Annotated in this window: 17 protein-coding genes; all 17 read right to left on the reverse strand. The window is 36.0% G+C overall.

Annotated features, from left to right (window positions below; genetic code table 11):
• Positions 1-15 precede the first annotated feature (15 nt).
• A complete protein-coding gene (locus SBH76_RS00890; RefSeq protein WP_317976442.1) occupies positions 16-426 on the reverse strand; it encodes a hypothetical protein in 411 nt (136 codons plus the stop codon).
• Between the two features lie 17 nt (positions 427-443).
• Positions 444-935, reverse strand: coding sequence for an SF0329 family protein (locus SBH76_RS00895; protein WP_317976443.1), 492 nt, complete (start codon positions 933-935; stop codon positions 444-446).
• 12 nt (positions 936-947) lie between these two features.
• Positions 948-1187 (reverse strand): phosphohydrolase, encoded by a 240-nt coding sequence (locus SBH76_RS00900; protein ID WP_317976444.1) that lies wholly within the window; start codon positions 1185-1187, stop codon positions 948-950.
• Position 1188: 1 nt separating this feature from the next.
• Positions 1189-1542, reverse strand: coding sequence for a hypothetical protein (locus SBH76_RS00905; RefSeq protein ID WP_009663478.1), 354 nt, complete (start codon positions 1540-1542; stop codon positions 1189-1191).
• 10 nt (positions 1543-1552) lie between these two features.
• The gene (locus SBH76_RS00910; protein ID WP_317976445.1) at positions 1553-2113 is read right to left on the reverse strand and encodes a hypothetical protein; all 561 of its coding nucleotides are present in this window, start codon (positions 2111-2113) and stop codon (positions 1553-1555) included.
• Positions 2091-2594 carry a YfbM family protein gene (locus SBH76_RS00915; protein ID WP_317976446.1) on the reverse strand — a complete coding sequence of 168 codons (504 nt, stop codon included), beginning with the start codon at positions 2592-2594 and terminating at the stop codon, positions 2091-2093. Before SBH76_RS00915 ends, SBH76_RS00910 begins: the two co-directional genes overlap by 23 nt.
• Positions 2595-2607: 13 nt before the next feature.
• Positions 2608-3048 (reverse strand): GNAT family N-acetyltransferase, encoded by a 441-nt coding sequence (locus SBH76_RS00920; protein ID WP_317976447.1) that lies wholly within the window; start codon positions 3046-3048, stop codon positions 2608-2610.
• A gap of 7 nt (positions 3049-3055) precedes the next feature.
• Positions 3056-3913 carry a DUF2262 domain-containing protein gene (locus tag SBH76_RS00925; RefSeq protein WP_317976448.1) on the reverse strand — a complete coding sequence of 286 codons (858 nt, stop codon included), beginning with the start codon at positions 3911-3913 and terminating at the stop codon, positions 3056-3058.
• A gap of 5 nt (positions 3914-3918) precedes the next feature.
• Positions 3919-4470 carry a hypothetical protein gene (locus tag SBH76_RS00930; protein WP_317976449.1) on the reverse strand — a complete coding sequence of 184 codons (552 nt, stop codon included), beginning with the start codon at positions 4468-4470 and terminating at the stop codon, positions 3919-3921.
• 9 nt (positions 4471-4479) lie between these two features.
• The gene (locus SBH76_RS00935) at positions 4480-4929 is read right to left on the reverse strand and encodes a hypothetical protein (RefSeq protein WP_317976450.1); all 450 of its coding nucleotides are present in this window, start codon (positions 4927-4929) and stop codon (positions 4480-4482) included.
• 54 nt (positions 4930-4983) lie between these two features.
• A complete protein-coding gene (locus tag SBH76_RS00940; protein WP_317976451.1) occupies positions 4984-5835 on the reverse strand; it encodes a CbrC family protein in 852 nt (283 codons plus the stop codon).
• Positions 5836-5861: 26 nt separating this feature from the next.
• On the reverse strand, positions 5862-6188 hold the full coding sequence (locus tag SBH76_RS00945) for a hypothetical protein (protein WP_317976452.1): 327 nt from the start codon (positions 6186-6188) through the stop codon (positions 5862-5864).
• Between the two features lie 46 nt (positions 6189-6234).
• A complete protein-coding gene (locus SBH76_RS00950; RefSeq protein WP_317976453.1) occupies positions 6235-6552 on the reverse strand; it encodes a hypothetical protein in 318 nt (105 codons plus the stop codon).
• A gap of 112 nt (positions 6553-6664) precedes the next feature.
• Positions 6665-7450: a GTP-sensing pleiotropic transcriptional regulator CodY gene (gene codY, locus SBH76_RS00955; RefSeq protein ID WP_034213709.1), complete on the reverse strand. Its 786-nt coding sequence runs from the start codon at positions 7448-7450 to the stop codon at positions 6665-6667.
• A gap of 254 nt (positions 7451-7704) precedes the next feature.
• A complete protein-coding gene (gene nagA / locus SBH76_RS00960) occupies positions 7705-8856 on the reverse strand; it encodes an N-acetylglucosamine-6-phosphate deacetylase (RefSeq protein WP_315035891.1) in 1152 nt (383 codons plus the stop codon).
• Positions 8847-9572, reverse strand: coding sequence for a glucosamine-6-phosphate deaminase (gene nagB, locus SBH76_RS00965; protein WP_009663456.1), 726 nt, complete (start codon positions 9570-9572; stop codon positions 8847-8849). Before nagB ends, nagA begins: the two co-directional genes overlap by 10 nt.
• 12 nt (positions 9573-9584) lie before the next feature.
• On the reverse strand, positions 9585-12242 hold the full coding sequence (gene alaS, locus SBH76_RS00970) for an alanine--tRNA ligase (protein WP_317976454.1): 2658 nt from the start codon (positions 12240-12242) through the stop codon (positions 9585-9587).
• Between the last annotated feature and the right edge of the window lie 133 nt (positions 12243-12375).

Raw genomic sequence — 12375 nt, forward strand, 5'->3', positions numbered from 1 at the left:
AATCGCCCCTTATAACTATAATTGTATCCATTCCAATCCGTCTACATCCTTTAATATAAATGTACTTTTCTCATACCTATTTTTAAGCACAACTTCATCTTCTACTGATATATCGGTATACCAATGATTAAGACTTGCATATTTTCCTCTGTGAATATCAACGACTACAGTAGTTATAGGATCCCAGGTTTTCTTTTTAACACTCTCTACAATCACATAATATGCGTCTAAGAATACAAGATTTCTTCCATACATCCAAAACGGTAGTTCTTTATCCAACAGTGGAAGCTTTGCAGAGAAAATAAAATCCCCCATCGGCGGCTCAGTCTCATAGTTTAATACAATCTCACTTCCATAATACGCTATTTCCGCTCCATATGCACCTACACTTACAGGCACACCCTCTTCGGCTATTATAAAATCCATATATTTCCTTTCAAAGTCTATACTATACCCTCTGCACTCATTCGAATTGCAAAAAACTCTTTAAATGTATCGGGTTCATTTTCTATAGTTTCTTTCATGGATATAAGTTTTCTTTTACCGACTCTTCTATCCAAAACAGCAAATATCCTTACCAGCAGATTTTCACTGCATAGACTCTTCTCAATACTTTGGTTATCAAACTCATCAAATGCCCTATAAAAGCATGTTTGATCGAACACTCCAAGCTTTATAGCTGTATCATCCATATAGGCAAATTCTTGGCTCATGCGTCTTTCATACTTTTCATCTTTTGGAAAAGATTCCGACTTTGTCCAATTCTGATAATACCCACCTTTTATTACTTCTTTTCCGTCATATCTTATAGCAGCTCTTCCTTCATGATCAGGGGATTTGCTGTAGGATGTCGCAAAATAGCTGATATGTCCACGTAGGCTCTCCGCCAGATATTCACTTTCCATTCGTTTTCTTATGCCGCTCCAAGTAGACATTTTGCCTCCAAACTATAAATTTGTGTTATCATCAAGCTTCTCAAAATATTCATCTAAGCAACGATATATTTTCATATCCTCTTTATTATCGTCTCTTAAAACCACACAAATATTTTTATTTTCCATATCTGTAAACACAAAATTATATTCACCGAAGTAAGCCTGGTAACCGCATCTTTTTAGTGTCAATATCTGACCGACCCTACATTTAAAAATATTCTTTCTAACAATATAAGCCTTACCTATCTCCATGTCAGTCCTTCTTATAAAAATACAAATATGGGTAGTTTACAATCTCTTCATGCCAGTTATCATCATGCTTTATTATAACCTTTCCATTTTCATCATAATACCTTGTAACTATCGGTGCGCTCTCTCCGGATTTTATTTTCCAAACCAATATTCCGTCCTCAAGCCCTGAATCAGGTGAATCGGTCTTTATATATTTTCCCAGATAGCAATCCCACCTTCCAAAAGGCAACTTATCATACACAATATTTACAAACTCTGCCAAGGTATCAGGCAAAATAAATGTATCGGGATTAGGTGCGTTTACATCATCTCCCATGCACATACTGCTCCTGCCCATATAGACTTTTATTTGCATACTCTTCTCCTTAAAATTTATATAAAAGAGGGAATATCAATCCTACATCAATAGCCATAAATCCAAATATAATACACAAAGAACCCACGAATATAGTTAGCCCCTTAACATTTTCACGAATCTGTATGGAGAACTTCTTATAATCAATAACCCTGTTATTTATAATATTTTCTCTTTCTTCTACACTGTCCGTTAATGAGATATTATAGCTTCCTCTATCCGCATCAAATGTATACAGTTTGACTCTGGCATCCTTAATACTGCTTGTCGTAGTCCTAAAAAAGTCCGGATATAATTGTACAAACTCTCCTGTAGCATTATTTTTAAGTTTAATATCTAAATTATATATAGGAGATACTGAATACTTTTTTCCCGAAAGCCATATATCATATTTACCGCCATCCTCAAGTCTAAAGCTTCCGTCTATTAAGCTTACAGGCATTTCATATATCATCTTAGCCTTGGCAAATAATCTGACTTTTTTTATGCCGATAACCACCAGATATATTCCCACAGGTACAAGAAGAAACAATAAATATTTTAAATCCTTAATAGATTGTAACCAAGACATTTCCGTCCGCCTCCAAAACTTCCTTATAAAAATCTTTCATTCTTTCAAAACAGTCAAGAAGATCTTCTTTTATTTCATCTTCTTCATCGTCATAATCCCAGATATCCGGATAAAGCTCCGCCTCTTTACCTTCTTCCAAAGCAAAGCTTTCCAAAGCGGTTTCCATATCAAAATCTTCAAGTACTTTTAATATATCCGCAACTCTGTCTTTTTTTGTATAGGCTATAAAATCATCTATTTCCTCTATAGATGTTACTCCTACTACAGCTTCACTGAGAGGATCTTCCCATATAGGGTCTGACGCACTTACTCCTGTTAACATATAGTGAAGAAGATCCCAATTCTTATCTATATCAAGAAGTATTTCCGCCTTCTCATTCCAATCTTCCACTGTTTCAAAGATATCTTCCTCATTGTCCAGGTTTTTAAGTGTTTCCAAATCTTCATCACTTAAATATTGATAGTTTGCTCTAAGTCCCATTTTTATTTTCTCCTTAAAATTTAAATATTTTTATAAATCTTTTTTGTAACTTATCGGATTTGTATCCTATATTCTCATAAAATTTATGTGCTTCTACACGATGATTTGCCGAATTGAGTCTGATAAATGAAATACCGTTATCTATAGCATATTTTTCAATATAACGCATTAATTTTTTTCCAACTCCATTGCCTCGGAAATCAGGATCCACAGCCAAACCCAATATATTAAGTCCGGTATCGCTATACACACTTTCATACACCTGTGCATGAACAAATCCGATAACCTTTTTTGTATTCTCATCTTCATATACTGCAATAATATGATTTTTATTATCGCATGACAATTTCTTTATCTGATTCTCAACTGTACTTATATCAACATCATAGCCCAATGATGTTTTACATATTTTTTGTATAGATTCTGCATCGGATATATTCATTTCTCTTATCATATGTATCTCATCCTCCCATACTTGCAGATGTAATACCTTTTTTCAGGCTTCCGCCAACTGTAATGCAATGTCCTGCAAAAATATCATCATCATTAAAATATGCTGTGAATGAACCGCCTGATGTCATAGAAATTGATTCAATACCGATTCTTTTTGCAAAGCTCTCTTCTGTGATTTTTAGTGCTTCTTCCTCAGATTCGCACCAATCTCTTGCAAGGTCTACAAGCTTTTTCGCTGCAAATGTTCTCATTTCAGCATCCCGTTTTTCAGCACTTAAGTACAATTCTTTCATAGCTTTTCTTGCCTTTGTGATTCCGGATTTGTTGTCTTTATCAACATCCAAGGAAATATCAATATTTTTATCAAGCCAAGGAATATGCCCTTCAAAGCTGTTTATAGTTCTATCATACAAAAGCTCACCCAATATATCATCCTCTATGATTATAGGCTTTTTGTACTCTGCAAGGATTTCTTCAAGTTCCGGACTTTGTGCATTTTTTTCTATTACATCCACTAAAAGAAAATCAAGTCTTTTTATCATAATCTCCGGCAATTCCTCAGGTAATTTCTTACGTACCTTTAAATGATAAACAGTTTCTTTATCAAATTCCGGTATCAAATGATTATCATACTCTTTTTCACTTGCTGCAAATACAAATCTACATTCTTCTTTATGTAGCTCTCCGGTTTCACAATCTATATAGGCCAGGCAGCAAACCGCCACTTCCCAAAATCCGTTTCTCTTACTTGTAACATCACCTTCATGCCTAAGTACAAGAATTTCCTGCTCTTTTTCTTCAAAAGAGTTTTCCCATTCGTTTTCAGTCATTTGGTTTCTTTTTCTCATATAATCAATGAGTTCCATTAAGATCACCCCCCTATAAGCTCTGATAGCTCCTTTTCACTCAACTCACCATTATTATATAACTTTTCAAGCAAATTTTCATCAAAATCCATTTCATAGTAGTCTGTTACAAATTCCTTGAAGTCATCATATGTTTCACATATATATCCAAGCATCCATTTGCTTCCGTCATCTTCAGACAATTTATTTTGATGAATTTTTCCGTCATACCAAATGAAAAATGTTGTTTCATCTATTTCCCGGTCATCAAAGAGCGAAATATATTTTTCATCAACACCGTCATATATCTTTTGTATAACACTTTTGTCGAACTTCTCTTTAGCAAACTGACTCAAACTGCTTTCATGTGCAAATCCCTTTATTAAGACAATATCTTCTGTAAAAATAACATATAGAGTATCGCCTGAGCCGTTATCAACAATATACTTTAGATAAGCTTCATTTTCTTCTTTATCAATTATTCTAAGATATTCCTCAGAAGGGTCAGTCAAGGCATTGTCAAGAAAATATAACGCCTCAAGTCCGGTTCGCATATTACCCCAATCCATATATTTCATTCCATACTCCTATTTTAAATCCGCTTTTTTATATCTTCCGGAAACATATCCTAAAATACAAATCTGAGCTATATTCCATTCATTTGCAAGATAGATGCTGCATCTGACTTCATCACCTAAAGTATTTTTTGCAATAAACTCATATCTTCCCAGTTCTTCATTATTTGAAATTCTTTCAATATCTGCTACATATGTTTCCGTAAAAAACCTGTTAAATTCATCCCAAGCGGTTAGTGCATCCGCTTTTGTAATTTCCACCTTTAGACAATATCCGATACTGACCTTGCACCTTTTCTTTCTTCCGGTTTCATCAGCCTTAAATACTTTTGTACTGCCCTTATCAAATACCCATTCCTTATCCTTCAGTGCGGCTACCTTTTCTGTCAATATATCCTTAAATTTGACGATATTATCCGAAAAGTAATTACAGGCATTTTCAAAAATCTCTAAATTGTCCATTTTGATTATTCCTTTTATGATATTAAATCTGCTCTAATCTTACGATCAAAAATATCAGTCGACATCCACCCACAAATGATGTTTTCCACAGTGTAAACATCTAAATAAATATCCACAAATCGATCCGTCTTTTTCCAGATAGCCTTCTATATCATTAAACTCGTTTCGCTTATTGTACTCTTCAAAGACTTCTTCTGCAATTCCCATTTCTTTTAATTCATTTGTTCCTACGCTGCCAAGATATGCACAGTAATCATTACAACAATAAAGCCAATACTCACCCTGCCAACTCAAATACCCCGGTGTTCTATAAAAGAGTTCATCTCTCTTTTCCTTATCCGGTACAAAGTCATCATCAACATCTTGAATGAAATCGGCATCATATTTCTTTGCGGCTTCTCCGTTTGAGATACATACAGGGCAAAGATAATCCACATCATCTACAGCATATGGCCTTTTTACATAGTAGGTGTTACTTTCTTTACCGCAACAAGGACATATTTTTGCTTCACCTTCTATAAACGAACCTGTCTCCAAAGGATCGGGATGATATCTGAATTTCGGCAATAATTTTTTACGCTCTTCCCTTTTGAGCCTTTCCTCTTTATTTAACGGCCTTGGTGTTGCAAATCTGTCACCATGACTCTCATTTAAGTCTTTTAACCCCAAAAACTTTTTAATCTGTTCTCTGTCTGTTTTATCATATATACTTTCATACAGTTTATATGCACTTTCCATCTTATAGAGCAGTTGATAGACATCAACCAGTACTTCCATTGCCTCTTTTTCGGTTCTAACTTTCAGTCTGTCAGCAAATTCATATAATGCCAATACACTTGCCTCATTTTCATGCTGCTTTACAAAGTTTTCTTTTAAGCTGATATATTCTTTTAAAAATTCGTTCATATTTTATCCTTATATAATCAAAGCATCTAATAATGTTCTTTTACATACTCTATAAATTCATATATGTCAGAAGATACCTCTTCCATTTCAAGTGATCCGAGTGCACCCAAATCATTTTTATATATGGTATCGTCAGAGTCCTTTTTGATAAAGAAAGCCAAATCTCCGTCCTGACCGATCATGAAAAAATCAGGCTCATATTCAAAAACCTCATATGTCAGATTTCTTTCCGGCAAATCTTTTTCTTCATAAAGTATCACACCTGTATCTTCTATTGCAAACCCTTCACTTCCTTTTATTTCCTCTAAAAACTTTTCATACATTTTGGGAAGTTTAAAATTTATATTGTCCATGGTATCTCCTAATATTTTATACTGTTTTGTAGTTTAATTATAATTTCTATTCTAACCTTTCATCAAACTCAATTCCGATATTTGGCCACTTTTTCAGAAATATCCAGTTTTTATCTGTTACTACTTTAAGTATATCTGTATCAAACTTCTTAACTTCTTCTATATTTCTTATCTCACCGCTGTAAACTGTACCCCTTTTATATGAGATATCTATACTCATATAGTCTTCATAACATGATAAAGAAACATGTATTCTAAAATTATCTTTTTCATATGAATAACTGCAAAACCCCGCCTCTTTTTCAAAAAGATAGAAAGGCTCACTTTCAAAGAATTCAAAAAAATCAAGTTCATCATATTTCATACAAATTCACCTCACACATACCTACTCTAATATATCACTAATATACAATCTGTATCTACTGTACTTTTTATAAAAAAAGAACCGACAAATGCCGGTCCTTAGTATGTTAACTTTATTTGATACCCTGATCCTTCTTTACCTCTTCCAGCTCTGCAAATACCACATCGTTTATTACCTTGATGTAAGTACCCTTCATGCCGGATGACCTGCTTTCTATTACACCTGCACTTTCAAATTTTCTTAGTGCATTTACTATCACCGATCTGGTGATTCCTACTCTGTCAGCTATCTTACTTGCTACAAGCACACCTTCATTACCGCTAAGCTCTTCAAAGATATGTATTATAGCTTCAAGTTCTGAAAAGCTTAATGTTGATATAGCAGACTTTACAATAGCAATCTTTCTATTCTCCTCCGCATTCTCCTCATTAACACTTCTCATCATTTCAAGTCCTACCACTGTTGTGCCGTATTCACTTAATATTATGTCATCTATATCAAAGCCCTTTTCCTCTTTGTAAATGAATACAGTACCAAGTCTTGAACCTGCAATATCAATCGGGCTGATAATAGCCTGAAATCTGTTTACATTTTCTTCGTCAAATCCAAGTGTTGCAAGATTAACATTTTCTTTTGTGGACAATATTGAGAGTAGTCTTTCATTCAGCATTTCATCTATAAAGCCGCCTACTTTATCAGCAATCAGCTCTGTAATCTCAGATGTACCATTATGTGTTCCAACTCCTAATACCTTTCCCTTTTTACTAATAACAAGACTATTTGCCTCGAGTATTTCTGATAATACGTCACATATATCATTAAATACTACTTTCTGTGAATTATTATTGTGTAATAACCTGTTAATCTTTCTAGTCTTATCCAATAATTGTACACTCATTCAAGAAAACCTCCCCTTAGAAAACAACGTATTTTCAATAAAGCTCACACTTAAATTTTAGCACAATTTGAATAAATGTACAACTTTTTTATATTATAATTCATATTATTTACTTATCTAAACTTATGTAATCTAAATGATATATTATTCCAATATAACACTTTATTTAAAATAACTGAATAAACTTGTCAATTTTATATATAATCTGATAATAATATTCAAAAAGGCGAAGTTTTCACCTCGCCTCACACAATTTATAATTCACTATATATTTCCTTGCCATGTACATACACAGCTTTTATATTTAATGACTTATCCATCAGTACCAGATCCGCATATTTTCCTTCTTCAATACTTCCGACTTTATCGTAGATTCCGATTTGTTTTGCAGGATTTATCGTTGCGGCCGCTATAGCATCCTCAAGTCTGATATGCATATCCTGTACAGCCCTCTTCATACATTCAAAAAGATTTGTAACCGAACCTGCAATGGTTCCATCGTCAAGTACAGCTTTTCTTCCGGTAACAAATACCTTCTGTCCGCCAAGAGTATACTCTCCGTCACTGAGTCCGCATGCTCTCATACTGTCACTTATAAGTATAACCCTCTCGTCTCCGAACATCTTAAATGTAGCTCTTACTACAGCCGGATGAATATGAATACCGTCACAAATAAGCTCCACACACACTCTGTCATTGTCAATAGCCGCACCTATTACTCCCGGTTCTCTGTGTGTAAATGGCGGCATGGCATTGTAAAGATGTGTAACATGAGATGCACCCTCTTCAAAAGCCTTTACCGCTGTATCATAATTTGCCATAGTATGTGCAATGGAAACTACAACATTGTCCTTTACACCTGCTATAAAATCCATGGCACCTTCACCCTCAGGAGCGATATCTACAAGCTTAATAAGATTTCCAGACAACTCATTCAATTCATTGAAGAACTCAATATCGGTATTTAATATATACTTTGATGACTGAGCACCTTTTTTTGCCTCACTTATAAAAGGACCTTCCATATTTATGCCCACAAGCTTGGCACCTGTATCGCCGTCATACGCGGCAGCCTTTTTCATGATTTCTTTAAGTTCATCTTTAGAAATAGTCATGGTGGCAGGACAAATACTTGTCACACCAACTTTAGCCTCGTATTCCGCTATATTCTTTATCGTATCTTCCTTTGCATCACAAAAATCATCACCCATACAGCCGTGAAAATGTATATCTATAAGTCCCGGTATTGCATAAAGTCCTGTGGCATCCACCTGCTTCTTGTCATCTTCCGGTGAAAATCCTAGATTCATAAATGAGCTTTCTGAAAACTTCTCACCCGAGATATGAATCTCTCTGTTTCTGAACACTCTGTCCGGATCAAACACTATCGCATTTTTTATAAGCATGACAAAGCCTCCGTATCACCTATCAGAATAAAATCATTGTGTAACTGCAATATAGATGCAGGTACCTTAGGTGTAATAGGTCCGAAGAATGCTTCTTTTACAATTTCAGCCTTTCCCTTACCGTTTACTACCATCAGCACACGCTTTGCTCTCATAATGCTTCCTATACCCATAGTATATGCCTGCTTAGGAACATCATCTATACTTGCAAAGAATCTCTTATTGGCCTCTATTGTACTCTCTGTCAAATCTACCACATGAGTCTTGTCGATAAATTCATCACCCGGCTCATTAAAACCGATATGTCCGTTATTGCCAAGTCCGAGAAGCTGTAAATCTATTCCACCGTAATTTTTTATAATATTTTCATAATCCTGACCTGCTTTAAGTGCATCAGGCTCCATACCGTCAGGTACCTTTGTATTATTTTTATTTATATTTATATGGTCAAAAAGATGTGAATGCATAAAATAATAATAACTTTGATCATTATCCTTTGTAAGACCTCTGTACTCGTCAAGGTTTACAGTCTTAATTTTACTGAAATCAAGTCTGCCTGCCTCATATCTTCTTACCAATTCTTCATAAGTACCTATAGGTGTTGAACCTGTAGCAAGTCCAAGTACGGCATCAGGCTTTAAAAGTACCTGCGCACCTATTATGTCTGCCGCCATTTCACTCATTTCTTTATAATCTTTTGCGCATATAATTCGCATATTGCTGTCCCCCTATGCTAACTGTGATTTAAACTCTTCCTTTGCCTTATCAAGCGCATCCTTGATACCTGCGGGGTTCTTTCCGCCGGCCTGAGCGATATTCGGTCTACCGCCACCGCCGCCGCCTACAAGTGTAGCGATTGCTTTGATAATATTTCCTGCATGTGCTCCTGCCTTAAGTGCATTATCACCTGCCATACATAAAAGATTTACCTTACCGTCAACATCTGATGCAAGTACAACCATACCTTCATCAACATCATTCTTAAGCTTGTCACCAAGATTTCTAAGCTCGTTCATTTCAACACCGCTTACCTGCATTGCAATGAATTTGATTCCGTTTATTGTTTCAATATTTTCGGTGCTGTCTCCAAGTGCCTCACTTGCAAGCTTCGCTTTAAGCTTCTCATTCTCAGACTTAAGAGCTTTCATCTCATCAAGCAAGCTCTCAGCCTTTGCAACAAGTTCAGATTCACCTGTTTTTAAAAGCTCGGCCATTTTCTGCATTCTGTTTTCTATATCCTGATAGAATTCGATAACACCGTCACCTGTAAGAGCTTCTATTCTTCTTACACCTGCAGCAATACCGTTTTCTGAAAGAATCTTGAAAAGCTTAATATCCGATGTATTGTGTACATGAGTACCGCCGCAAAGTTCCTTTGAGAAGTCTCCCATGCTTACAACTCTTACATCGCCCTGATATTTTTCACCGAAAAGTGCCATAGCACCGCTCTTTTTAGCCGACTCCACATCCATTACATCTGTAACTACCGGAAGAGCTTTATTTATCTCTGCATTTACAAGCGCCTCTACCTCTGCAATCTCTTCTCTTGAAAGGCTCTTAAAATGTGTAAAGTCAAATCTCAGTCTGTCTGCGGCAACATAGCTTCCTGCCTGTTCCACATGGTTTCCAAGCACCTCTCTAAGTGCCTTATGTAAAAGGTGAGTTGCAGAGTGGTTTGCGGCTGTTTTCTTTCTGTTTTCAGAATCTACAACAGTTTCCACAGTATCGCCAAGTTTAAACATTCCCTGACTTACAAATCCCACATGACCGATCTTATCACCTGCAAGCTTGATAACATCCACTACATTAAATACCGCGTCATCTTTCTTTATCACACCGATATCCGCATTCTGACCACCCATGGTGGCATAGAATGAAGTCTTATCAAGGATAATTGTTCCATGATCACCCTCTGCAATAGCCTCAACTATTTCATCCTCTGTAGTAAGTGCGGTTATCTTACCTGTATCAAGAAGGCTGTCATAACCTTCAAATACTGTAGTAAGCTTCGGATCAAGTGACTGATATATGGTAACATCGGCTCCCATATAGTTTGTAGCTTTTCTGGCCGCTCTTGCCTGATTTCTCTGAGCCTCCATAGCCTTATTAAAGCCAGCATCATCTACGGTGAATCCCTTTTCCTCAATTATCTCTTTTGTAAGATCGAGAGGGAAACCGTAAGTATCATACAGTCTGAATGCATCCTCTCCTGATATTACCTTTTCACCGCTCTTTGTAAGATTCTCTTCTATTTCTGCGAGGATTGAAAGTCCCTGATCTATGGTCTTATCAAACTTGTTCTCTTCCTCGGTAAGAACCTTAAGGATCATCTCCTTCTTTTCTTCAAGCTCAGGATAACCGTCCTTTGAAAGCTCTATTGCCGTATTTGCAAGAGAAGCCAAGAAAGTATCCTTTATTCCAAGCATTCTTCCATGTCTTGCAGCTCTTCTTAAAAGTCTTCTGAGTACATATCCTCTACCCTCATTACTTGGCATAATACCGTCTGAGATCATAAATGTACATGATCTGATATGGTCTGCAATAAGACGGAGTGATATATCCTTTTTTGCATCCTCTTTATATGATGTCTTTGCCAAATCTGCAACTCTGTCAAGCAGATTCTTTATAGTATCAACCTCAAATATGGACTCTACATCCTGAAGCGCTACCGCAAGTCTTTCAAGCCCCATACCTGTATCTATATTCTTTTGAATGAGCTCTGTATAATTGCCCTTTCCGTCTGAGTTAAACTGTGAGAATACATTGTTCCATACTTCCATATATCTGTCACAATCACAGCCTACAGTACAGCTTTCCTTACCACAGCCGTACTTCTCACCTCTGTCATAGTATACTTCCGAGCAAGGTCCACAAGGTCCCTCTCCATGCTCCCAGAAGTTATCCTCTTTTCCGAACTTAAATATTCTATCGGCCGGAATTCCTATTTCTTTATTCCAGATTTCAAATGCCTCATCATCCTCTAAATATACTGAAGGATAAAGTCTATCGGCATCAAGACCTGCGACCTCTGTTAAAAACTCCCATGTCCAAGCTATAGCCTCATGCTTAAAATAATCTCCAAATGAGAAGTTTCCGAGCATTTCAAAGAATGTACCATGTCTTGCTGTCTTTCCTACATTCTCAATATCTCCTGTACGAATACATTTCTGACATGTACATACTCTTCTTCTTGGCGGTATCTCCTGACCTGTAAAGTACGGCTTGAGCGGTGCCATACCTGAATTGATTAGTAATAGTGAATTATCATTGTGAGGAACCAAAGAGAAGCTCTTCATTACCAAATGTCCCTTGCTCTCAAAAAAGTCAAGGAATTTCTTCCTTATCTTGTTTACCCCGTTTTCACTGTTAAAATTTTTGTTACTCATATATCTGTTATTTTCCTTTTCTCATATCTCTTGCTTTTTTGCCCAGCTTTATACCTATAAAAGCTAAAATTCCAAAAATGATAGCCTTAATTAAACTTCCTATAAATGATGATAAAAAAACAGCCATAATACA

The sequence above is a fragment of the Lachnoanaerobaculum sanguinis genome (assembly GCF_033242365.1).
Classification (GTDB): Bacteria; Bacillota; Clostridia; order Lachnospirales; family Lachnospiraceae; genus Lachnoanaerobaculum; species Lachnoanaerobaculum sanguinis.

Bases quoted from the DNA above. Each gene is read 5' to 3' on its own strand.
- SBH76_RS00890 (WP_317976442.1), bottom strand. From the start codon at position 426: ATGGATTTTATAATAGCCGAAGAGGGTGTGCCTGTAAGTGTAGGTGCA.
- nagB (WP_009663456.1), bottom strand. From the start codon at position 9,572: ATGCGAATTATATGCGCAAAAGATTATAAAGAAATGAGTGAAATGGCG.
- alaS (WP_317976454.1), bottom strand. From the start codon at position 12,242: ATGAGTAACAAAAATTTTAACAGTGAAAACGGGGTAAACAAGATAAGG.
- SBH76_RS00920 (WP_317976447.1), bottom strand. From the start codon at position 3,048: ATGATAAGAGAAATGAATATATCCGATGCAGAATCTATACAAAAAATA.
- SBH76_RS00935 (WP_317976450.1), bottom strand. From the start codon at position 4,929: ATGGACAATTTAGAGATTTTTGAAAATGCCTGTAATTACTTTTCGGAT.
- SBH76_RS00950 (WP_317976453.1), bottom strand. From the start codon at position 6,552: ATGAAATATGATGAACTTGATTTTTTTGAATTCTTTGAAAGTGAGCCT.
- SBH76_RS00945 (WP_317976452.1), bottom strand. From the start codon at position 6,188: ATGGACAATATAAATTTTAAACTTCCCAAAATGTATGAAAAGTTTTTA.
- SBH76_RS00905 (WP_009663478.1), bottom strand. From the start codon at position 1,542: ATGCAAATAAAAGTCTATATGGGCAGGAGCAGTATGTGCATGGGAGAT.
- SBH76_RS00895 (WP_317976443.1), bottom strand. From the start codon at position 935: ATGTCTACTTGGAGCGGCATAAGAAAACGAATGGAAAGTGAATATCTG.
- SBH76_RS00900 (WP_317976444.1), bottom strand. From the start codon at position 1,187: ATGGAGATAGGTAAGGCTTATATTGTTAGAAAGAATATTTTTAAATGT.
- SBH76_RS00910 (WP_317976445.1), bottom strand. From the start codon at position 2,113: ATGTCTTGGTTACAATCTATTAAGGATTTAAAATATTTATTGTTTCTT.
- SBH76_RS00915 (WP_317976446.1), bottom strand. From the start codon at position 2,594: ATGGGACTTAGAGCAAACTATCAATATTTAAGTGATGAAGATTTGGAA.
- SBH76_RS00925 (WP_317976448.1), bottom strand. From the start codon at position 3,913: ATGGAACTCATTGATTATATGAGAAAAAGAAACCAAATGACTGAAAAC.
- nagA (WP_315035891.1), bottom strand. From the start codon at position 8,856: ATGCTTATAAAAAATGCGATAGTGTTTGATCCGGACAGAGTGTTCAGA.
- SBH76_RS00940 (WP_317976451.1), bottom strand. From the start codon at position 5,835: ATGAACGAATTTTTAAAAGAATATATCAGCTTAAAAGAAAACTTTGTA.
- codY (WP_034213709.1), bottom strand. From the start codon at position 7,450: ATGAGTGTACAATTATTGGATAAGACTAGAAAGATTAACAGGTTATTA.
- SBH76_RS00930 (WP_317976449.1), bottom strand. From the start codon at position 4,470: ATGAAATATATGGATTGGGGTAATATGCGAACCGGACTTGAGGCGTTA.